Annotated in this window: 17 protein-coding genes; 5 read left to right on the plus strand and 12 right to left on the minus strand. The window is 64.6% G+C overall.

Annotated elements, in window-relative coordinates; genetic code table 11:
• Positions 1 to 7 precede the first annotated feature (7 nt).
• Together I5R65_RS24080 and I5R65_RS24085 are read right to left on the minus strand one after the other, a co-directional pair.
• Positions 8 to 625, minus strand: a complete 618-nt coding sequence (locus I5R65_RS24080; protein WP_180671288.1) for a glutathione S-transferase family protein — start codon at positions 623 to 625, stop codon at positions 8 to 10.
• Positions 626 to 847: 222 nt separating this feature from the next.
• Positions 848 to 2,116, minus strand: a complete 1,269-nt coding sequence (locus I5R65_RS24085; protein ID WP_180671287.1) for an MFS transporter — start codon at positions 2,114 to 2,116, stop codon at positions 848 to 850.
• Between the two features lie 97 nt (positions 2,117 to 2,213).
• On the opposite strand from I5R65_RS24085, the gene I5R65_RS24090 reads away from it, so the two are divergent.
• The 3 genes from I5R65_RS24090 to I5R65_RS24100 all read left to right on the plus strand — a co-directional run bounded on the left by I5R65_RS24090 (position 2,214) and on the right by I5R65_RS24100 (position 4,922).
• Complete coding sequence (locus I5R65_RS24090) at positions 2,214 to 3,245, plus strand: AraC family transcriptional regulator (RefSeq protein WP_231395312.1); 1,032 nt, start codon at positions 2,214 to 2,216, stop codon at positions 3,243 to 3,245.
• Between the two features lie 197 nt (positions 3,246 to 3,442).
• On the plus strand, positions 3,443 to 4,207 hold the full coding sequence (locus tag I5R65_RS24095; RefSeq protein ID WP_180671285.1) for a GGDEF domain-containing protein: 765 nt from the start codon (positions 3,443 to 3,445) through the stop codon (positions 4,205 to 4,207).
• A 253-nt stretch (positions 4,208 to 4,460) separates the two neighbouring features.
• Positions 4,461 to 4,922, plus strand: coding sequence for a diguanylate cyclase domain-containing protein (locus I5R65_RS24100; RefSeq protein ID WP_370461041.1), 462 nt, complete (start codon positions 4,461 to 4,463; stop codon positions 4,920 to 4,922).
• Here the strand turns inward: I5R65_RS24100 and I5R65_RS24105 are convergent.
• Together I5R65_RS24105 and I5R65_RS24110 are read right to left on the minus strand one after the other, a co-directional pair.
• Positions 4,897 to 5,997: an alpha/beta fold hydrolase gene (locus I5R65_RS24105; protein ID WP_180671284.1), complete on the minus strand. Its 1,101-nt coding sequence runs from the start codon at positions 5,995 to 5,997 to the stop codon at positions 4,897 to 4,899. The two genes, I5R65_RS24100 and I5R65_RS24105, sit on opposite strands and share 26 nt — an antisense overlap.
• 299 nt (positions 5,998 to 6,296) lie before the next feature.
• On the minus strand, positions 6,297 to 9,740 hold the full coding sequence (locus I5R65_RS24110) for an autotransporter domain-containing protein (protein ID WP_231395314.1): 3,444 nt from the start codon (positions 9,738 to 9,740) through the stop codon (positions 6,297 to 6,299).
• 290 nt (positions 9,741 to 10,030) lie between these two features.
• Here I5R65_RS24110 and I5R65_RS24115 point away from each other — a divergent pair, with 290 nt between their 5' ends.
• The gene (locus tag I5R65_RS24115) at positions 10,031 to 10,246 is read left to right on the plus strand and encodes a glycine zipper 2TM domain-containing protein (protein WP_006465163.1); all 216 of its coding nucleotides are present in this window, start codon (positions 10,031 to 10,033) and stop codon (positions 10,244 to 10,246) included.
• Between the two features lie 293 nt (positions 10,247 to 10,539).
• Here the strand turns inward: I5R65_RS24115 and I5R65_RS24120 are convergent, their stop codons facing one another.
• The 8 genes from I5R65_RS24120 to I5R65_RS24155 form a co-directional block, all read right to left on the minus strand.
• Positions 10,540 to 11,265 (minus strand): SDR family oxidoreductase, encoded by a 726-nt coding sequence (locus tag I5R65_RS24120; protein ID WP_180671283.1) that lies wholly within the window; start codon positions 11,263 to 11,265, stop codon positions 10,540 to 10,542.
• Between the two features lie 13 nt (positions 11,266 to 11,278).
• Positions 11,279 to 12,925: an FGGY-family carbohydrate kinase gene (locus tag I5R65_RS24125; RefSeq protein ID WP_180671282.1), complete on the minus strand. Its 1,647-nt coding sequence runs from the start codon at positions 12,923 to 12,925 to the stop codon at positions 11,279 to 11,281.
• A gap of 61 nt (positions 12,926 to 12,986) precedes the next feature.
• Positions 12,987 to 13,718, minus strand: a complete 732-nt coding sequence (locus I5R65_RS24130) for an SDR family oxidoreductase (RefSeq protein ID WP_180671281.1) — start codon at positions 13,716 to 13,718, stop codon at positions 12,987 to 12,989.
• 64 nt (positions 13,719 to 13,782) lie between these two features.
• The gene (locus I5R65_RS24135) at positions 13,783 to 14,781 is read right to left on the minus strand and encodes an ABC transporter permease (RefSeq protein WP_196872335.1); all 999 of its coding nucleotides are present in this window, start codon (positions 14,779 to 14,781) and stop codon (positions 13,783 to 13,785) included.
• Positions 14,771 to 16,282, minus strand: coding sequence for a sugar ABC transporter ATP-binding protein (locus I5R65_RS24140; RefSeq protein WP_180671280.1), 1,512 nt, complete (start codon positions 16,280 to 16,282; stop codon positions 14,771 to 14,773). Before I5R65_RS24140 ends, I5R65_RS24135 begins: the two co-directional genes overlap by 11 nt.
• A gap of 58 nt (positions 16,283 to 16,340) precedes the next feature.
• A complete protein-coding gene (locus tag I5R65_RS24145) occupies positions 16,341 to 17,264 on the minus strand; it encodes an ABC transporter substrate-binding protein (protein ID WP_180671279.1) in 924 nt (307 codons plus the stop codon).
• Positions 17,265 to 17,457: 193 nt separating this feature from the next.
• The gene (locus I5R65_RS24150; protein WP_180671278.1) at positions 17,458 to 18,342 is read right to left on the minus strand and encodes an AraC family transcriptional regulator; all 885 of its coding nucleotides are present in this window, start codon (positions 18,340 to 18,342) and stop codon (positions 17,458 to 17,460) included.
• 255 nt (positions 18,343 to 18,597) lie between these two features.
• A complete protein-coding gene (locus I5R65_RS24155; RefSeq protein ID WP_180671277.1) occupies positions 18,598 to 19,299 on the minus strand; it encodes an SDR family oxidoreductase in 702 nt (233 codons plus the stop codon).
• A 188-nt stretch (positions 19,300 to 19,487) separates the two neighbouring features.
• On the opposite strand from I5R65_RS24155, the gene I5R65_RS24160 reads away from it, so the two are divergent.
• Positions 19,488 to 19,737: MgtC/SapB family protein (locus I5R65_RS24160; RefSeq protein WP_196872336.1), on the plus strand; the 250-nt coding region annotated here is incomplete at its 3' end.

Genomic DNA, 19,737 nt, shown 5'->3' on the forward strand with positions numbered 1-19,737 from the left:
TGGACGTTCAGGCCTTGGCGGTCAGGCCGGCCGGGGTCTGGATGAACGGCACGAAACCGGGCAAGGCTTCGATGCGCGCCAGGAAAGCGATCACTGCCGGGTAGCCGCTCAGGTCGACATTGCCTTCCGGGGCGCGGGCCAGGTAGCTGTAGACGGCCACGTCGGCGACGGTGGGATGCTCGGCTGCCAGCCAGGTGCGCTGGCCCAGGTGCTGCTCCATGCGATTGAGCAGGACATGGGCGCGCTTGATCACTTCCTCGGCATTGAAGGCGGCACCGAATACCGTCACCAGTCGCGCCGCCGCCGGGCCGTAGGCCAGTTCGCCAGCCGCCACCGACAACCAGCGCTGTACGGTCGCTGCGCCCTGCGCGTCTTCCGGCAGCCAGTCGCTGCGACCGGCTTTCTTGGCCAGGTAGATCAGGATGGCGTTGGAGTCGGCGATGACCACTCCTTCATCTTCCAGCACCGGAACCTGACCGAAAGGGTTGAGCGCGAGGAAGGCCGGCTGGCGGTTGGCGCCGGCCGCCAAGTCGACTTCGACCAGTTCGGCATCCAGGCCGAGCAGGGAGGCGAACAGGACGGCGCGATGGGCGTGGCCGGACATGGGGTGGTGATGGATCTTCATGGGGTGGCTCCTGGTGGGTTAAGTCGGTCAGGACTTGTTCCTGAACCGTGAAGCCAGTGTGGGGCCAAGCGCGGATGAAGAGAATCCGTGCCACAGGCACTTCTTTATTGCATGGGGAGGAATAATGCCGGGAGGGGTGCCGCTTCCGGTGCCAGAGGCCACCGGAAGCGGGGGGACAGCCAATGAGGACGATCAGGCAGCTGGATCGTCCTCAATACCAGCTCAGAAGTGGGCGTTGCCGGCCACCGCCGCGCCGCCGCCGCGGGGGCCGTAGCGCAGGGTCAGCAGCGTACCCAGGGTGATGGTGATCACCGCGAAGATCGGCCCACCCAGGGCGCCGACGTGATCCACCAGTACACCACCACCGATGGCGCCGCTGGCGATGGCGACCTGGAAGGCCGCCACCAGCAGGCCGCCGGCACCTTCGGCGTGGTCCGGGGCGGCCCGCACGATCCAGGTCTGGAAGCCGACCGGGAAGGCGCCAAAGGCAAAGCCCCACAGTGTGATGGCGATGGCTGCCACCACCGGCGAGCTGCCGGCCACCCACAGGGACGCCGCCAGCAGCGCGATCAGGGTGCCGCCGGCGACGATGGCATAGCGCTCACTGCGCTCGGCGATGAAACCACCGGCGAAGTTACCGAAGAAGCCGCCCACGCCATAGCCCAGCAACACCGCCGAGATGGTGGCCACCGACATGTGGGTGATCTGCTCCATCAGCGGGCGGATATAGGTGAAGCCGGCAAAATGGCCCGACACCACCAGCAATACCGCCAGCAAGGCCACCCGCACATCGGTGCGGCCCAGCAGTTCGGACAGGATCTTGAGGCTGGGATGGTCCTTGGGCGGCAGCCGGGGAATGGCGATCCACTGGATCGCGATGGCGACCAGGCTGACCACGCCAGCGGCCACGAAGGCGCTGCGCCAGCCCCACAGATTGCCCATGTAGGCGCCAATGGGGGCGGCGCAGACGGTCGCCACCGAGACCCCGGTGAGGATCAGCGACATGGCGCGTGCGAAGAGGCGCTCCGGCACCAGGCGCATGGCCAGGGCCGCCGCCATCGACCAGAAGCCGCCCAGCGCCACCCCCAGCAGGACCCGCGCCACCAGCAGCACCGGCAGGCTGGGCGCGGTCACGGCCAGGATGTTGGAGATCAGTAGCAGGAGCGAGAGCATCAGCACCACGCGCTTGCGGTCGATATTGCGGGTCAGCAGCGGGATGCTGGGTGCGGCCACGGCGCCCACGATGGCGGTGGCGGTGACAGCCTGGCCGGCGGCACCGTCGGAGACGTGCAGGTCGGTGGCGATGGCCGTCAGCAGGCTGGCCGGCAGGAATTCGGCGGTGACCAGGCTGAAGACGCCGAGCGCCAGGCTGGCGATGCCGGCCCAGTTGGCGGGGGCCTCCTGCCCTGCTTCGTGGGCAGGAGGGGAAGCTGGGCGAGCCGGGGCCGACGTCTGGGTCAGCGGGGCCTCGAGGGTGCCGGGGTTGGACATGGAAATACCTTTCTTATCACAGGGAAGCGAAGTTTATGGTTAAATGTCTGGACTTTCCATGCCGATATTTCGCAATAAGATGACTATTCGTCCAAACTTGTCCGATATCCCTGAGACCACTGCCGGGTTCCGTCCCGCGCCTGCCCTGCGCGAGCCCCATCAGGCTGATCCAGGCGATGCGCTGACCGAAATCCTGCTGGGCCTGCGGCTGGATGGCGTGGAATATGCGCGCTATGTGCTGCATGAACCGTGGGCCGTAGCCTTTCCGGCGCGACGCGAGGCGACTTTCCATTTTGTCGCCCAGGGCAGTTGCTGGATGCAGGTCGGCCAGGATGACTGGCTGCAGCTCAATGCCGGCGATGCGGTGTTGCTGCCACGGGGTTCGCTGCACGCCCTGGCCAGTACGCCAGGACTGCCGACGGTGGAAATCGGCAAGTTGGCGCGCAAGGCGCTGGCGGAGAACCTGTTTCTGGTGGACGACAGCGCGCCAGGCCTGGCTGAGGTAGACCGGGCCAGTGCCGAAGCCGTCAAGCCAGCGCCCTCGCATGTGCTGTTCTCTGGCACGCTGCGCTTCAATCTCGATCCCCTGCATCCGCTATTGATGATGATGCCCGAGGCCATGCGCGCCTGCGACCTGGCCCAGCGCGATCCGGCGGTGCTGGCGCTGCTCGATGCGATGGAGCGCGAGGTGGTGCTCAACCGCATCGGCGCCTGCGGCATCCTGGCGCGCCTGGCCGATGTGCTGGCGGCCAGCATCATCCGTGGCTGGGTGGAATGCGCCTGCACCGATGCCAGCGGCTGGATCGCGGCGGTGCGCTGCCCGCAGATCGGGCGCGTGCTGGCGGCGGTGCACCAGCATCCGGAGCGCGACTGGTCGGTGGCCGAACTGGCGTCCCTGATGGGGGCCTCGCGATCGAGCTTCATCGAGAAGTTTTCCAGCGCGGTGGGCGAGACCCCGGCCAAGTATGTGGCCCGGGTGAAGATGTTCCAGGCGCGCCACTGGATCGCCCGCGACGGGCTGCGCGTAGCGGTGGTGGCCGAGCGCCTCGGCTACGATTCGGAAGCGTCCTTCAGCCGCGCCTTCAAGCGCATCATCGGCCACCCGCCCAGCCAGGCCAGGCTGGGCTGAAGCTCCCTGCCAGCGCCGGCTCCCGCCCGCACGCAGGCGTTTTTTCGCTGCAGCAATATTGCCCGGCGGGATGCTGCCGGCCAATCGCGCTCGCCCCCTGTACGCCTCCATCCCCCTTGGCTATCATGGCTGCCGGGGGAGCAGCGACTGCTCGACGATGGCTGGACGAAGCAAAGGGCAAAGCGCAAGGGGGCGCCATGCAACATGAGATCGTGCACGCGTTCGGGGCCGGGGTGTATTGCGTCTTCATCGCCCTGTTCCTGCTGGCATCACGGATTCCACGCACCAATCCCGGCGCTCGCTGGTGGGCCGCAGCCATCGGCTGTGCGCTGGTGGCGCGACTGAGTTTCCTGTTCCTGGCCCCTCTCAAAGATCCGGCCCTCTCCAATGTGTTTTATGGCAGTTTCACGATCCTGGAAAAGAGTTTCCTGGCGGTAGGCTTCGCGCGCTTCTTCAAGGTCGGCATCCGTCCCTGGCTGGTGGCGCTGGTCAGCGGCACGGCCATGCTGTGGTTGCTGGCCTCCTGGAGCGGGCTGCCGGTGCCGCTGATCCGCAGCCCCGTCTATGCCGCCTTCAACGTCTTCATGCTGGGCTATGTGCTGTGGTTCATCGTCAGGACCGAGCTGGATTGCCTGCCCCTGATCCGCCGCGTCATGGCCGCCGCCTTCGGCGCCCTGCTGCTGCACTGGGCATGCGGCGGGCCGATCGGCGCGCTCTATCCAAGCTGGCTGGACCATGGCTTCGTGCTGGGGACGGTATTGGCGGCTTTGCAGTACATGAGCCTGCTGGCGGCCATCCTCTCGCTGTTCCAGCGGCGGCTACTGAGCGCCGAGGCCAAGGCCCTGACGATGGCCTTCAAGGACCCGTTGACCGGGCTCTACAACAAGCATTTCATGAACAACCTGTTCGATCAGGCTCTTCTGCTGGCGACCCGCCCCCACCATCTGGTGGCGGTGTACTAGGGCCTGCTCACACTAAATCTGCGAGATGCGTTGCGCCCAGAAGGCGTGGTGGCAAGGCGCGCGGCAAGGCTGGTGGTGGTGCCACCAGCCTTGCCGGGCAACGCCGCCAGCGCGCCTTCTGGGCGCGACCCTCCGGGAGAGGCCGGCAAGCGTCGCCTGCCGTTGTTGCAGCTCCTTGCCGTAGCACCACTACGGCGCGTCGCTGCGCCTAGGCAGTCAACGCTTGACGACCTCTCGCACTCGCAGATTTAGTGTGAACAGGCCCTGCATCGACCTGGATAACTTCAAGCCGGTCAACGACAAGGCCGGGCATGCGGTCGGGGACAAGGTGCTCAAGTGCGTGGCCCAGCGCCTGAAGGAAGCAGTGCGCAGTACCGACATCTGTGCTCGCCTGGGTGGCGATGAATTCACCGTCATCGCCACCCAGCTGGAGCATCAGGAACAGGCCCCCGAAATCGCCCGCAAACTGCTGGCCAGGCTGGCCGCGCCCATCGAGGTGGGCGATCAGCAGTTCGTGCTGGGGGCCAGTATCGGCATCAGTCTCTATCCCAGTCACGGCAGCGACCTGTCGCTGCTGCTGGAGCAGGCCGATGCCGCCATGTATCACGTCAAGAGCAGCGGCAAGAGCGGCTTCCAGCTGCATGGTGCCAGCTGGAAGCCCTCCGCCGAGTGCCAGACGCAGGTTGCGGTCAACGCTGCGGCAAGCCCTGGATGAACTGTTCCAGCTCACGCGCGTAGAACTTCGCCATGCCGGTGGTGCCATGGCCACGGGTCTCGGCGCTGGCCGGGATCAGCAGCAACTGCGCGCTCGGCACGTCCTTCAGGGCCGCCTGCAGGATGCCGGTCTCGGGCGGGTTGCGCTCGTCGTCGGCGGAGTTGATGGCCAGCACCGGCACCTTGATCTTGGACAGGCCGGGCGCGGCATTGTAGTCGGCCGAGGAACCCCACTGGTAGATGAAGTCGTTGGCATCGGCCGTCACCGGCGCGGCCAGGCGTTCATCGACCAGCTTGTCGGCTTGTGCATGGGTGCCGGCCATGGCCTGGTAGGCCAGCGTGCCGCCATTGGTGGCGAAGACGAACATGTTGTTGGCCAGGCGCAGCGACGGGGGCTGGGTGGTGTAGTTGCCATTGTTCCAGGCCGGGTCCTGCTTGATGGATTCCACCAGCATGCGCCGCATCATCCAGTTGCGGCTGGCCATCTCGGTGGGCTGCGAGGCCATCGGCACCAGGCCGTCGGCAAAGCCGGGGTAGTTGCCGCCCCACATCCAGGTCTGCATACCGCCCATGGAATTGCCGATGATCAGGCGCAGGTGGCCGATGCCCATGCCTTCGGTGAGCATGCGGTATTGCGCCAGCACCATGTCGGCATAGTCGTACTGCGGGAAGGCGGCGCGCAGGCCGTCGGACGGCTTGGTGGATTTGCCCACGCCGATGCCATCGGGAATGATGATGAAGTACTTGCTGGCATCCAGCGGCTGGCCGGGGCCGAACAACTGGCCGCCGAAATCCTTGGAGAGCATGGCCCCGGCGCTCTGGTAGGTCCCGTGCAGCACCAGCACCGCCGGCTTGCTGCGATCGCCCAGGGTGATGTAGTGCAGGCGCAGGTTCTCCAGCGTCTGGCCGGTGTGGAACTGGAAGCTCGGGGCGACCCAACTGCCTTCGACCGGCTTGGGCGGCTCGGCCGCATGGCTGGGTGCGGCGCCCAGCCATGCGGCCGAGGTGAGGGTGATGGTCAGCGTGTGAGTGAAAAGCAGGCCGGCGGCCCGGCGCAAACGGGAGGTCAATCGCATGAGGTCTCTCTCTGGTCGGTGTGTTTTCAGATAGGGCTTTTAGTCTCGTTTTTTGCAACATCTTTATTCGCCCGGACAATGGCTGCGTGTCGGGCAGGCCCGATTATGTAACAACTGCAAGAGACTGTTTGCAGGACGTACGAAAGCGCGCGGATCAGAAAAAGCTATCCAAGCGCTATCGGTGGCGAGAACGGACCAAGGCGCAAACCACACTCCGGATACAAGAATGCCCGCCCCCCGCAAAGGGGACGGGCATCGATCGCAGGACTGCAGGCCGCGAAGCTGGCTTGATGCTTGCCTTAATACTGCCAGCGCACCTGCACGCTACCGGTCTGCGCGGTATAGCCACCACCGGTTTCCAGCGTGTACTTGCCGGTCAGACTGAGGTTATTGCTCCGGAGCAGCGTCACGCCCAGATTCAGCACACCGATGTTGGACACGGGAGTCGCGCTGCGGGTCACAAAGGCAGTCGAACCGGTGCTGTCGGCCACGAAGCTGGCACCGGTCTGGGTAGCGCGGTCGCGGTACTCATGGCGCCAGCCCAGTTGCACCGACGGCAGCAACTTGCCGTAGGAAACCGTATAGGTGTTTTCCAGTTTGGCACCCAGTTCACTCTTGAGCGAGTTGCTGGAAGACGCATTGACGCTCAACGCAGCACCATTGCCACCGGTTTCGGTGTAGCCGTTCTGACGCAACGTGCTGTAGCTCAAACCGGCAATCGGGGTGAGGGTCGCACCGGGCAGCCAGGCATCCAGATTCAACGGATAGCCCGCCTGCACCGAGGTCAGGTATTGCGAGCCGTGGAAGCTGCCATCGGCCACGCCGGAGAAGCCAGTGTAGCTGATGGTACGCACGGTGCTGTACTGCTGACGCATCGCGCCGGCCATGACGTTGACGTACCACGGCGTGCCGGTATAGGTCGCGTAGGCGGTCAGGCCGTAGCTGTTGATGTCGGCCGAGCTGCCGGTGTTGTCGCCATCGCTGGACACCGAGGTCTTGGCAGCGCTGACCAGGGCACCGGCACGGATCCGGTCGGTGACCAGGCCGTCGGTACCGATCAACAGACCGCGATAGTTGGCGTGATAGCCGGAGACATTGTCACGCAGATCCTGCGAGGCGCTACCACCAAACACCTGACCCCATGTAGCGATTTCGGCACTGCGTTCACCGGTGGCGACACCGCTGCTGCCAGCCTGCGCAATATGGAAGCCATCCAGGCGCGAAGCCACCACATTGCCGATGGCCTGGCTGGCCGCATCGACGGCCTTGCTGGCGGCAGTATTGATGGCGGCCGGGCTCAACTGCGCACCGGCCTTGTTGGCCGCTGCGGTGCTGTCCAGTGCGGCAGCCGGATTGAACACTGCCAGCAGCGCCGCATCGGTACCGCTGTACTTGAACAGTCCACCCAGTGCAGAGGTGGCATTGCTGGTGGTGGCGTTGTTTCTTGGCTTGGTGGAACTGCTGTCGCCGGAACCACCGGTCGAGCCCAGCGTCAGCACCAGATCGGAATAGGCGGCATTGCCGGAGTCCGTCTGCACCGAAGCGGTGACGGCGTAACCGGTGGCGCTGTACACCAGCCCGCTGGCGTTGTAGTTGGTGCCGTTGCCGCTGGCCGCCATCACCACATAACGCTGACCCTGGGCAAAGTTGTAGCCGAGTGATTTGAGGGTGATGGCCGAACCGGAAGCAATCACCGCATTGCCGTTGACCACCAGACGGCCATAACCCGTGTCGCTCAGACCGGTGCTGAACGTGGCACCGCTGGAGACACCGATCAGCAGGGTGGCACCGGCATTCTGAGCATAGTTGCCGGTGATGGTGACCGGGTTGTTCAGTTGCAGCACACCGCTGTTGGTGACGGTGTTGGCACCCACGTTGATATTATCGTTGAGCAACTGATTGCCTGCGCCAAAGATCAGATTGGTGCCGCTCGTGATATTGCCGATATCGGCAGCGCCAATGCCGCCGCCTGAACCGGTCAAGGTACCGAAGATGCTGCCACTGCCGCCGAGGATGGTCAGCGCATTGCCGGTGCTATTCACAATCGAACCGGCGATGGTGCCAGCATTGGTGAAACTGCTCAGGGTACCGCTACCCAGATTGATTGCCGACAGCGAGCCGGTGATGAGCCCGGTGTTATTGAGCGTGCCGATGGTGCCGGTGCTGACGATGCCGTTGTTGCCCCCGCTGATGGTGCCGCTATTGCTCAGGGTACCGATTTGGCCGCTGTTGTCGATACCTTTGTTGCCGCTGATGGTGCCGACGTTGGTCAGCGACGTTATCAGGCCGCTGGTGGAAATACCGGCGGTGCTGGTACCGGTGATGAGGCCGCTATTGCTAAGGCTGCCGAGGGTGCCATCATTCTGCAGCCCGATCTGGCTGCCGTTGATGAGGGCGCCGACGGCATTGGTCATGGTGCCGATACGGCCGAAATTGGTGATGCCGACACCGCTGGTGATGGTGCCGCCGTTGCTCAGGCTGCCGATGGTGCCATTGGCGCGATTGGACAAGCCGACGATGCCGCCTTGGATGGTACCCGTGCTGTCGTTGGTGACACTGACAATGCTGCCGTAATTGTTGACACCCCAGGCACCGCTGATGGTGCCGCTGTTGGTGATGGTGCCGATGCTGCTGAGGGTGTTGCTGCCAGTACCGTTCGCTATGCCGGTGAAATTGCTGATGATGTTGCCGGTACTGGTGTTGTCGATGCTGCCGATGTGGCCGCTGTTGTTGATGCCGTAGTTGCCGCTGATGGTGCCGCTGTTGGCGACGCTGCCAATGCTGCCGCCATTGAGAATGCCACTGTCGCCGCCATGGATGGTGCCGGCATTGCCCAGCAGGCCAATGGTACCCATGTTGCTGTTGTTGATACCGCTGCGAACGCCGCTGATGACACCGCTGATGGTGTTGTTCAGCGTGCCGATGGTACCAATGCTGCTGTTGTTGTTGAGGGTGCCGCCGTTGGCAATGCCGTCGTAGCCGCTGATGATACCGCTGTTGACCAGCGTGCCGATCAGGCCGCTGGTATTGACGATGCCGGCAACGGTAGTGGTGCTGCTGACGACGGTGCCGCCAGCGAAGGTGCCACTGTTGAGCAGCGACGTGATGGTACCGAACTGATTCTGGATGCCGGCGGTAATACCTTGGAAGAGCGCACCGGCGTTGTTGGTCAGACTGCCGATGCTGCCTTGGCTGAAGACACCCCAATCGCCGGTGACGGTGCCGCTGTTGCTGATGGCGCCGATCGTGCCAAAATTGCGGATGCCGCTGTTGGCGCTGCCGCCGTTGATGATGCCGCCGACATTATTTGTCAACGTGCCAATGCTGCCGTTGTTGAAGATTCCCCAGTTGCCGGCGATGCTGGCGGCGATGGTACCGCTATTGCTGATGCTGCCGATCACGCCATTGTTCATGATGCCGGTGGCGGCACCATAGATGAGGGTCTCGTTGACTATCTGCGTGACCGTGTTGCCGCTACTGTTGTATATCCCCAAGCTGGTTGCATTGATCGTGCCTTGATTGGTGAGCGTGCCCAGCGAGGTGCCACCGGTAACGATCCCGGTAATGGTACTGCCAATGCTGCCGTTGCTGTCAATGAGCAGATCGCCGTTGGTCCATGTCACTCTGCCGGAAGCGGTGCTGACGGTTTGCGCATGTGCCGCGCCAATGGCGGCCAAGGCACCGGCCAATGCCAGTGCAAGTACGCTTAATTTCCCCTTGTTGAACTGATTTCCCTGTTTCATGCGTTGCATATTCCCTCGTTTTTTATTCTGTTGGCGAACTACTCGTTATTGATTTTGTTGGCGAGAATACATGATTTTTGCCAGATTTTTCTTGCTTCTTCTATCACATTTTTGACCTATCACGGCATTCCCCCAAGATCGTAAACATTGTAAAAGAATGTGTGAAAGTTCGAATTTTTTCTAGCCCAAGCTGGTCTATTGCAGTACCGGCGACGCGGGCGAAGCGATAGTTGATGCGCGAGCCGGTCCCTCAACACTAGGAACCAACCTTCACGATCAGGAAAAAAATCATGAAAACTCTACACAAGATCGCAGCCATTTCCGTCACTGCCATTGCGCTGACCGCCATGACCGGCTGCAGCAACATGAGCACCCGAGACAAGAACACCGCCATCGGCGCCACCGTCGGTGCCGTGGGCGGCGCCATCCTGACCGGTGGCAGCGGCATCGGCACTGCCGGTGGCGCCGCCGTGGGCGGCGTGATCGGCCACCAGATCGGTCGCTGATCTCACACCAGACGGGCAGCGTTGCTGACGCTGCCGGCTGAAAGCACAAAGAGCACAAAGGGGCGACCGGTTGGTCGCCCCTTTTGCTTATCGGATTAGGGCCTGTTCACATTTAATCTACGAGTGCGAGAGGTCGCCAAGCGTTGACTGCCTAGGCGCAGCGACGCGTCGTAGTGGTGCTACGGCAAGGAGCTGCAACAACGGCAGGCGACGCTTGGCGGCCTCTCCCGGAGGGTTGGCGCCAGAAGGCGCCAACGCATCTCGCAGATTAAATGTGAACAGGCCCTAGTGCCCTAGACCGCCAGGAACCCGCCATCCACCGGCAGCACCGCCCCCGTCAACATGGCGGCGTCGCCCGAGAGCAGCATGGCGATGCTGCGCGCCACCTCCTCGGCCGAGGCGAAGCGACCCAGCGGATGGCGCACCCTCATCGGGGCCGATTTGGCCGGATCGCTCCAGGCCGCTTCGGCCAGTTCCGTCAGGGTAATGGTGGGGGCCACTGCATTGACGCGGATGCCGTGCGGCCCGAGTTCCTTGGCCAGGACCCGGGTCGCGCCCTCGAGGCCGGCCTTGGAGGCCGCGTAGCAGAGATGCTCGGCAAAGCCGCGATGGCCGGCAATCGACGTGATATTGACGATGGCCCCACCATCGCCGGCGGCGATGCGCTCACGGGCGAAGGCCTGGCAGGTGATGAGAGCGGCGCGCAGGTTCACGCCCAGGATCGCCTCATAGGCCTGGTCGCTCATCTCGGTGCTCGATTGCAGGATGTTGATGCCGGCGCTGTTGATCAGATAATCGGCGGGTCCGGCCTGCGCCATGGCATGCCGGGCGGCGGCAGGGTCGGCCAGGTCGACCTGCACCGAACGTGAGCCGATCTCCTCGTGCAGGCTGTCCAGATCGCTGGCGGTGCGCGAGAGCGCGATCACCTCGGCGCCGCGCTGCGCCATCAGACGTGCACAGGCCCGGCCGATGCCCTTGCCGGCGCCGGTGATGATGACCGATGTTCCTGCAAATTCCATGACATGCTCCTGTTCAATGTCGCTGCCCGGCCTGCGCGGCCAGCAGCGGCGCCAGGCTGTCGCGAGACACGCGCGCCAGCTGCTGGCTGTTGAGGAAGACCTGGTAGCGCGCCGCGTGCAGCCGCGCAATGTCGCCGCCGGCCGCCTGCTCGCGTCCGGCCACGCTGGACATGGCCGGCATGGCGCTGCGCAGGTCGGGATAGATGCCGGCAGCCACCGCCGCCAGCATGGCCGAGCCCAGCAGCACCGGCTCGGGACAGGCGGTGAACTCCACCGGCAGGCCAGTGGTATCGGCCAGCAACTGGCGCGTGAGCGCATGGGTGCCGGCGCCACCCGATACCGAGATGCTGGCAATGCGCAAACCCCGCGCCGCCTGGGCGTCGATGATCTGCCGCAGACCATAGCCCAGGCTGCACAGGCCGGCCACATAGAGCGCCACCAGACTGTCGATGTCCTGTTCCATGCCCAGGCCCAGCAGCAGCGCTCGCGCCTGCGGGTCGGCCAGTGGCGAGCGGTTGCCCAGGAACTCCGGCACCACGTTGATCTGCCCGGCCAACCAGGCCGCCTGCGAGGGATGCGTCACCGCCTGCAAGGCACGCTGCGCCAGCCACTGCGGCAGTTCCATGCGCTCGGCGGCGGCGTGCTGGCGCGCCTGCGGCTCGGCCGGATGCAGTCTCAGCAAGTGGTCGATGGCGGCGCCGGCGGCCGACTGCCCACCTTCGTTCAACCACATGCCGGGCGCCATGGCGTTGTAGTACGGCCCCCAGATACCAGGCACGAAGACCGGTTCGGCATGGCTGGTCATGGTGCAGGACGAGGTGCCGAACACATAGGCCATGCAGGCCGCCGCATCCTCGGCGCCGCCGCGTGCGGCCACCGTGCCGATGCCGCCCGCGTGGGCATCGATCAGCCCCGCCGCCACCGCGATACCGGGTCGCAACTGCAGCGCCTGCGCAGCCTGCGCGCTGAGACCGCCGCGCAAGGCCGTACCGGGCCAGACCACTTCCTGGCCGATACGGACAAAACCCTCGTCGGCCAGGTCGCCCAGACCGATGCTTCGGAAATAGTCGGCATCCCAGCGGCCTTCATGGGCCAGGTAGGTCCACTTGCAAGTCACCGTGCAGGACGAACGCTGCAGCGAACCGGTGGCTTTCCAGGTGAGGAAATCGGTGAGATCGAAGAACTGCGCGGCGCTGCGATAGACCTCGGGCAACTGTTCCTTCAGCCATAGCAGCTTCGGAGTTTCCATCTCGGGCGAGATCACGCCGCCCACATAGGACAGCACTGCATGCCCGCCGGCATTGATGCGCTGCGCCTGCTCCAGTGCGCGGTGATCCATCCAGACGATGACGTCGCGCTCGGGATGGCCGGGCTCGCCCACGCCACCCCGGGCGCCCTGCACCACCAGCGAACAGGTGGCATCGAAGCCGATGCCACTGACCGCCGCCGGATCGATGTCGGCCTGCGTCACCGCCGCCCGCACGGCCTGGCAGACCGCCTCCCAGATCTGGCTGCTGGATTGTTCGACGCGCGCCCGGCGCTCGTCGCGAAAGAGCGCAATGTCATGCCGGGCGCTGGCCAGCAGCCTGCCGTCGCGCTGGAATACGCCAGCCCGGGCCGAGCCGGTGCCGACATCGATGCCGATCAGATAGGTCTCCATCTTTCCTCGCTGTTCTCGCTGCTGTCTCTGTTCGTCGGGGCCTGAACGCCACCGGCCCTGTTCATACCCGGTCGAAATTGGTAGGGAGAACGAGCATATCGCGGATGGTCACATTGCGGCTGCGGGTGAGCATGTACTCGACCGCATCGGCCACTTCGACGGGCTCGATCAGGCTGCCGGATTCCTTGGCCTTGCGCAGGTTTTCCTCCGGCCAGTCCGCCAGCAGGGCCGAGATCACCGGCCCCGGCGAGACCTGCCCCACCCGCACCCCATGCGGGATCATCTGGCGCCGCATGGTCTGCACGAAGCAGGTGATGGCCCACTTGGAACCGGCATAGACCGGTTCCCAATGGGTCGGAAAATGCCCTGCCACCGAGCAGGTGACGATGATGTCGCCGCTCTTGCGGGCCATCATGTGGGGCGCGACCGCATGGACGTTCTTCATGACCGCGTTGACATTGAGATTGAGCATGCGGTCGATGGCTTCGGCGGTGGTGTCCACCAGGTCGCCGCCGATGTAGGTCCCGGCATTGCAGTAGAGGATGTCGATGTGCGCCACCTTCTGCAGGATCTCCGGCACCATGGCTGCGCAGCTGTCGGCATCCAGCAGATTGGTCACCTGCGGGATGGCCTGCGGACCAAGGCGCGCGGCCAGTTCGTCGAGGGCCTTGGCGTTCCAGTCCACCATGACCACGGTCACGCCGTTGGCCAGCAGTTTTTCGGTGGTGGCCAGGCCGATGCCGGAGGCCGCGCCGGTGATGACAGCGATCTTGCCAGCCAGGGATTGCGTCATGTCTATCTCCTTAGGGTTGAATGAGAGGCCTGAAAAGAGGGATGAAAAACCGCAATGGGAGGATTCAGCGCCATTCCCGTGCGATGTAGATGGCCAGCAGGATGATCACGCCCCGGATGATGTCCTGCAGGTAGGGATTGATGCCCATCAGGTTCAGGCCGTTGTTGAGGATGCCCAACAACACCGCGCCGATCAGGGTCCCCAGCACCAGCCCGCGACCACCGGCAATGGCGGTGCCACCCAGTACCACGGCGGCAATCGCATCGAGCTCGAAGCCGACACCGGCATTGGGCTGGCCGGACATCAGGCGCCCCGTCAGGATGATGGCCGCCAGGCCGGAGGTGAAACCGGAGATCGCATACACCGCCAGCTTGATGCGCGCGGTCTTCACGCCCGACAGGCGCGCCGCCATTTCGTTGCCGCCGATGGCATAGACGTGACGCCCGAACGGCGTGCGTTGCAGCAGCACCCAGGCCAGCGCATAGACCACCAGCATGAGGATGACGGGCACCGGAATCAGGCCGATGCGGCCCACCCCGAACCAGGCAATCCAGCCCGGCAAACCCGAGATCGGATAACCGCCCGAATAGATCAGCCCCACGCCCCGCGCCACGCCCATGGTGGCCAGCGTGACGATGATGGCCGGCATGCGGCCCCAGGCCACCAGCACGCCATTGAGCAGCCCGATGCCCACCGCCAGCGCCACCCCGGCCAGCAGGGCCACCGGCGCGGGCAGGCCGCTGTTGACGATCAGTCCAGCCGACAGGGTACCGGCCAGGGCCATGGCGGCACCGACCGACAGGTCGATGCCGCCGGTGAGGATCACGAACGTCATGCCGACAGCCAGGATGCCCACGATGGATACCTGCCGCAGCACATTGAGCCAGTTGGAGACGGTGAAGAAGTTGTCCGAAGCCAGGCCCATCAGGAGCGACACCACCACCAGTCCGGCCAGCGGCAGCGCCAGCGGAGAATGGATGAGGCCGCGCCAACGAGCGTGGGACGGGGTGCGTGCCGGGGCCCCGGCGATGGCGTTGGCATTTGGGTTTGCGTCAGGCTGCATGATGGAGTCTCCCGGTGGTGGCATGGGTCATGATTTCTTCGGCGTTCACGGCGTCGCCTTCAAGCGTGGCGACGATGCCGCCGCCCTTGAAGACGCAGACCCGGTCGGACATGCCGACCACCTCCGGCAACTCGGACGAAATCATGATGATGGAATGGCCTTGCGCGGTGAATGCGCGCATCAGTTGGTAGATCTCGGCCTTGGCGCCGACATCGATGCCTCGCGTGGGCTCGTCGAAGATCAGCACCTGCATGTCGTGATTGATCCAGCGCGCAATCACCACCTTCTGCTGATTGCCGCCGGACAGCGTATCGACCCGCGCCGCCGCATCGGTCGCCTTGACCCGCACCCGCTGCATGGCAGCCCGGGTGGCCTCGGCTTCGCGCCGGCGATCCAGGAACAGCCCGCCCAGACGGTACTTGCCGTAGTTGTTCAACGAAATGTTGTCCAGGATGGCGAAGCTGGTGATGAGTCCCTGCTCCTTGCGGCTTTCCGGCAGCAGGCCGATACCGGCCTGCAGGGCAGCGGCCGGATCGGCCAGGCGTAGCGGCACGCCATGCATGGAGAGCTTGCAGCTCAGTGCGGGATGCGCGCCCAGCATGGCCAGCACGGTCTCGCTGCGGCCCGAACCGACCAGGCCGGCAAAGCCGAGTATCTCGCCGCGCCGCAACTGGAAGCGCGACAGTGGGGCGTGGCGCCTGAGCTGCAAGGCATGGACTTCCAGCACCACCTCGTGCGCGGCTGCTCCGGGTGGCGGGGACGACTTGGGCGGGAAGCAGTTCTCGATGCGCCGCCCCACCATCATCTCCACCAGCCGCGCCTGATCCACCTCGGCGACCGCGCAACTGGCGATGTAGGCGCCATCGCGCAGCACGGTGATGCGGTCGCAGATCTCGAAGATTTCTTCCAGATGGTGCGAGATGAAGATGATCGCCACCCCCTGCTCGCGCAGGCCGCGCATGACCTTGAACAGATGCGCCACTTCTGCCGGAGTCAGCGTGGCCGTGGGTTCATCCAGCACCAGGATGCGGGCCTCCAGCGCCAGCGCCTTGGCGATTTCCACGAACTGCTGCTGGGCCACCGAGAGCTTGCAGACGGGGACATCCAGCGGGATGTCCACGCCCAGTTGCGCGATGATCTGCGCGGCCCGGCGTCGCATGGCGGCCCGCTTGAGCAGGCCCAGCGGGCTGCGCAGTTCACGCGCCAGGAACATGTTGTCCACCGCGTCCAGGTAGGGGATGAGCGAGAACTCCTGGAACACCACGCCGATCCCGGCGGCGATGGCTTGGTCATAGCGGGCAAAGTGGCAGGTCTGGCCATCGATGCGGATTTCACCGGCGTCCGGTCTGACGATGCCGCACAGGATCTTCATCAGCGTGGACTTGCCAGCGCCGTTCTCGCCCAGCAGCGCGTGGACCTCGCCGGCCTTGACCGCCAGCTCGACCCCGCGCAGCACCGTCACCGGGCCGAAGTTCTTCTTGATACCAGTCAGTTGGAGCATGGCTGCCTCCATCAAGGGAAAGAAAGGCGCAGGCGCGCGAGCGCGCTGCGCCAGCGGCTTACCAGCTGAATCCTGCAGCGTTCTTCCTGGTCACCGGCATGACGTCGATGGGGACTTCCTTGGGGACCACGCGTGCGCCCCACTTCTTGGCCAGCGCCATGGCCAGGCCCACCCGCACCTGGTCACGCGGGAACTGCGCCGTGGTCTCGATGAAGGGCCCGCCATCGGAGATGGCCTTGATCGCCTCCGGCGCGCCATCCACCGAGGTCAGCTTGATGTCCTTGCCGCTGCCCTGGATGGCGGCCAGCGCGCCCATGGCGCCACCATCATTGACGGAGAAGATGCCCTTCAGGTTGGGCTTGGACTGGATCATGTTCTCCACCACGCCCAGCGCGACCGAGCGGTCCTGGCGGCCGTTCTGCTTGTCCACCAGCTTGATGTCCTTGTATTCCGCCAGGGCTTGCTTGCAGCCTTCCACCCGCTGCAGGATGGGCACCACGGGGATGCCATCGAGGATCGCCACTTCCCCCTTGCCACCGATGGCATCGGCCAGCGCACGGCAGGACTGGTAGCCGGCATCCTTGTTCTTGGAACCGACGAACAAGTCCACCGGACCGGACGCATTGGCATCGACCGCCACCACGATCACGTTGCGCGCCTTGGCGGCCTTGACGGCGGCCTCGACGCCGGCCGAGTCGGTGGGATTGATGAGCAGGATGTCGATGTTCTGCTGCAGCATGTCTTCGATGTCAGCCAACTGCTTGGCCACGTTATGCGCGGCATCGGTGACGATGACCTTGGCGCCGAAGGACTTGGCGGCGTCGTCCAGGGCCTTCTTCATCGAGACGAAATAGGGGTTGTTCATTTCCTGGAAGCTCATGCCGATCTTGAGCTTGGCCAGTTCCTGGGCGCTTGCTGCGGGGGTGCCGATGGTCGCCAGGATGGCGCCGGTGACGGCCAGGCTTGTCAGTGCTTTCTTCATTGCGGTCTCCATTGTTGTTGGTCGTGTGCTTGCTTGCGGATTGCTCTTGGGAGGCGACAGGCAATACCTGTCCTGTTCCGGAAAGCGGAAGCTTTCCTGAATGCTGTGTTTGCTGCGTTTGCTGTTTTGCGGTGTTCGCTGGTGAGGAAGCTGAGCCGGGAAAGCCTGCTCGGCGACTCAGAAGCCGCCCTGCCTATCCGGTGGCGGCGAACAGACCGTTGCTGGCGAAGGTGTTGCGGAATGCCGAGGGCGACATGCCCTTGATGCGGTGGAAGTGACGGTTGAAATTGGAGAGGTTGGAAAAACCGGTCTCGTAGCAGATGTCGGTGATGCGTGCCTCCGGCCGCGTCAGCAGCGCCAGGCAGGCCAGGTCCACGCGCAACTGGTTCTTGTAGCGCACCAGCGTGGTACCGGTGTGGCGCTTGAAGGCGCGCGAGAAGCTGCTCGGGTGCTGGCCCACCATCTCCGCCAGGTCCTGCTCGCCGATGTCGTCGGTCAAGTGTTCGCGCAGGTAGGCGATGGCGCGATTCAGGCCGCTGCCCTGCACGTCCGACAGGTCCAGCTTGTAGGACAAGCTGGCCAGCACCTCCGGCTCGGGGGCATTGGCCAGCACGTCGAGGATGTCCCAGAAGAGTGCCAGGCGCTTCAAGCCACGCTGGTCGATCAGGCGCTGCATCAGCGGGCGCACGGTGTCGCTGGTGGCCTGGTCGAACAGCAGCCCGCGATGGCTGCGTTCCAGCAGCGGCATGATGGCCTCCATCTCGGCAATGCCGGCCACGCACTGGTCCACCAGTTGCGCGGGAAACTGGATCACCAGCGAGCGCACCGGTACCACTTCGTCGTGGGCGATGTCGGAAATCCAGTTCTGCGGAAGATTGGGCCCGGTCATCACCAGTTGCCCCGGAGCGAAGTCGCCGATGTGGTCACCGACATAGAAACGGCCGCCGGTGGCCACCACCAGGTGGATCTCGTATTCCGGATGGTAATGCCAACGCACGGTACGGAAGGGGTAGCCGTGCATCCATGCCGCGAAGGATTCACCCTTGCGGATATGGACCAGTTCCAGGTCGGGTTGCATCGTGTCTCCTCTCAATCGAGAGCATTTTCTTTATCGAAACTGGCAACTCGAAGTTGGCAGTTTCTGTCATTGGCTGCATCTTAGTGCCCGCCCGGCGCGGCCTCTACATCACCAGCGCCGGCCGACCGATACTTTTTTGCACGAAACGACAGGAAGAATGAAAAACGATGCATTGCAGCACCCGCCCTCGCCGATTGCCAGCCTGCGGGCCATGGCGGCTGGCGGCTGGCGGCTGGCGGCTGGCGGCTGGCGGCCTCAGACCGAGCGCATCAGACCGCCATCGACCTTGAGGTTCTGGCCGGTGATGTAGCCCGCGCCTGGCGATGCCAGGAAGGCGATGGTGGCCGCCACTTCATCGCTGGTGCCGTAGCGCTGCATGGGCACGCCGGCGCGGCGCTCCTCGCGCTGCGGCAGGCTGTCGATCCAGCCCGGCAGGACGTTGTTGATGCGGATGTTGTCGGCGGCGTACTTGTCGGCGAAGAGCTTGGTGAAAGCCGCCAGGCCGGCACGGAACACGGCCGAGGTCGGGAACATGTCGGACGGCTCGAAGGCCCAGGCCGAGGAGATGTTGATGATGGCGCCACCGCCGGCCTGCTGCATCAGCGGCGTGACCAGGCGCGTGGGGCGGATCACGTTGAGCAGGTAGGTGTCCATGCCGCGATGCCAGTCGTCGTCGGTGATGTCGAGGATGGGTGCCCGCGGGCCGTGGCCGGCGCTATTGACCAGCACATCGATGCGGCCCCAGCGCTGCACGGCCAGGTCGACCAGTCGCTGCAGGTCATCCACCGACTGGTTGGAGCCGGTCACGCCGAGGCCACCCAGTTCGGCGGCCAGCGCCTCGCCCTTGCCGGAAGACGAAAGAATGCCGACCTGGAAGCCGTCGGCCGCCAGGCGACGCGCCGCGGCGGCGCCCATGCCGCTACCGGCGGCGGTGATCAGGGCTACTTTGCTGCTCATGGAAACTCCTTGTGGATAAGTCATCTTGCTGCCCGAGAAGGCGGAACCCCGGATTGTAGGCCTTGCCGGCCGCCCTTGCAGCGCAATGGCCGAGGGGCGTTTGTCACGCGCCTGTTGCATTTGTCCGGCATCATCGCGCACCATTGCGCAGCCGCCCTGCCCACCCACATCGTCCGAACCCGATATCCATGCAAATCCTCACCAATATCAATCTCGCTTCCCTGCTCGATACCTTCATCAGCCTGACCGCCGCCTTCATCCTGGGTGGCCTGATCGGGCTGGAACGCCAGTACCGGCAACGTACCGCCGGCCTGCGCACCAATGTGCTGGTGGCGCTGGGGGCGGCGGTCTTCGTGGACATGGCCAATCGCATGGGCGGCCACGAGGGCGCGGTGCATGTGGTGGCCTATGTGGTGTCGGGGGTGGGTTTCCTGGGGG

The organism is Herbaspirillum sp. AP02, assembly GCF_015767275.1.
In the GTDB taxonomy this organism is placed as follows: Bacteria; Pseudomonadota; Gammaproteobacteria; order Burkholderiales; family Burkholderiaceae_D; genus Herbaspirillum.